This is a genomic window from Roseateles sp., from assembly GCF_036404855.1.
Taxonomy (GTDB): Bacteria; Pseudomonadota; Gammaproteobacteria; order Burkholderiales; family Burkholderiaceae_C; genus Pelomonas.
The window spans coordinates 1-2011 of record NZ_DASWYS010000085.1; the positions used below are offsets into that span (position 1 = coordinate 1).

2 protein-coding genes are annotated in these 2011 nt (G+C 71.2%); both read left to right on the forward strand.

Features of this window, described 5'->3' with window-relative positions:
- Positions 1-1154, forward strand: a 1154-nt coding sequence (locus VGF12_RS05675; protein ID WP_331175072.1) for an efflux RND transporter periplasmic adaptor subunit, incomplete at its 5' end; no start/stop codon positions are given.
- A gap of 15 nt (positions 1155-1169) precedes the next feature.
- Positions 1170-1865 (forward strand): ABC transporter ATP-binding protein, encoded by a 696-nt coding sequence (locus tag VGF12_RS05680; protein WP_331175073.1) that lies wholly within the window; start codon positions 1170-1172, stop codon positions 1863-1865.
- Positions 1866-2011: the final 146 nt, after the last annotated feature.

The following is a 2011-nucleotide window of genomic DNA, read 5'->3' on the forward strand; positions in this document are numbered from 1 at the left end:
CGCGCGTCAAGCAGATGTTGTCGGCCGGCACCACCGTCAGCGCGCAGCGCCTGTCCATCGCCACGGTCGCCGTCGGCCCGTTGACGCGCGACGTGGCCGGCGAGGGCCGCGTCGTCGCCGCGCAGAGCCCCACGCTGTACGCGCAGGGCGGCGGCACGGCGACGCTGCTGGTCAAGGCCGGCGACCCGGTCAAGCGCGACCAGGTGCTGGCCCGCGTCGACTCGCCCGAGCTGACCAACCGCCTGGCCCAGGAGCGCAGCCACGTCGACGCGCTCAAGGCCGACCTCGCCCGCGCCGAGGTCGAGGCCCGCCAGCAGACCGCCGCGCTGCAAAGCGCCTACGAGAACGCCCGCATCGACCAGCAGACCGCCGCCAACGACCTGACCCGCCAGACCCAGGCCTTCGAGGCCGGTGCGACGGCGCGCATGCAGGTCGAGCGCGCCCAGGACGCGCTGGCCAAGGCCAAGCTGGCACTGGACCAGGCCCGCGACCTGCGCGGCTTGAAGACCGACAGCCTCAAGCTCGATGTGCAGGCCAAGCAGAGCGCGCTGGCCCGCCAGCAGCTGCTGGTGGCCGACCTGGAGCGCCAGGTGGCCGAGTTGCAGGTGCGCTCGCCCGTGGACGGCCAGGTCGGCCAGCTCTTCATCGCCGACCGCACCAACGTCGCCCGCGACGCCAAGCTGCTGTCGGTCATCGACCTGTCGGCGCTGGAGGTGCAGATGCAGGTGGCCGAGAGCTTCGCCCGCGAACTGCAGCCGGGCATGCCCGGCGAGATCAGCGGCAATGGCCAGCGCTGGGCCGGCCTGGTCAGCTCGGTGTCGCCCGAGGTCGTCAACGGCGAAGTCAGCGCGCGGCTGCGCTTTGACGGCAAGCAGCCCGAGCAGCTGCGCCAGAACCAGCGCCTGTCGGTGCGCGTGCTGCTGGACCGCCGCGACAAGGTGCTGGGCGTGGCCAACGGCAGCTTCGTCGACGAGGGCGGCGGCAGCCAGGCCTACGTGGTGCGCAACGGCGTGGCGGAGAAGGTCGCCGTCAAGCTGGGCGCTCGCTCGCTGGAGCGTGTCGAGGTGATCTCCGGCCTCGTGGCCGGGGACCGCGTCGTCATCTCCGGATCGGACAACTTCAAGGGCGCCGAGCGCGTCCTGATCGCGGATTAAGCAAGGGGAAGAACGATGCTCCAGATGGAAAAACTGCAGAAGGTCTACCGCACCGAGATGGTCGAGACCTACGCGCTGCGCGACTTCAACCTGACCGTCAACGAGGGCGAGTTCGTCGCCGTGACCGGCCCGTCCGGCTCCGGCAAGACGACCTTCCTGACCATCGCCGGCCTGCTGGAGGCTTTCAGCGCCGGCACCTACAAGCTCGACGGCATCGACGTCAGCCGCATGGGCGACGCCGAGCGCTCGCGCATCCGCAACCAGAAGATCGGTTTCATCTTCCAGGCCTTCAACCTGATCCCCGACCTCAGCGTGCTGGACAACATCGAGGTGCCGCTGCGGTACCGCGGCTTCGGCGGCGTCGAGCGCAAGCGGCGCGCCGCCGAGGCGCTGGCCCGCGTGGGCCTGTCGGCGCGCGGTCGCCACTACCCCAACGAACTCTCGGGCGGACAGCAGCAGCGCGTGGCCATCGCCCGAGCGCTGGCCGGCGAGCCGCGCCTGCTGCTCGCCGACGAGCCGACCGGCAACCTGGACAGCGCGATGGCGCGCAGTGTCATGGAGCTGCTGGAGGAGCTGCACCGCGAAGGCGCCACCATCGTCATGGTCACTCACGACCCGCAGCTGGCGGCCCGCGCGCAGCGCAACGTGCACGTCATCGACGGCCAGGTTGTCGATCTGACGGCCGAGCTGAACACCGCTCTCGCGGCTTGATTCCCATGCGTCGATTGATCCCTGTCCTCGCGCTGCTGGCCGCCACCGCGGCCCGCGCCGACGACCTGCTTCAGGTCTGGGCGCAGGCGCGCGCGGCCGACCCGCTGCTGCGCCAGGCTGCGGCCTACGACGGCGCGCAGGAAGCC

What these genes read in the sequence shown, in the direction of transcription:
- VGF12_RS05680 (WP_331175073.1), top strand. Translation starts at nt 1,170, where the DNA reads ATGCTCCAGATGGAAAAACTGCAGAAGGTCTACCGCACCGAGATGGTC.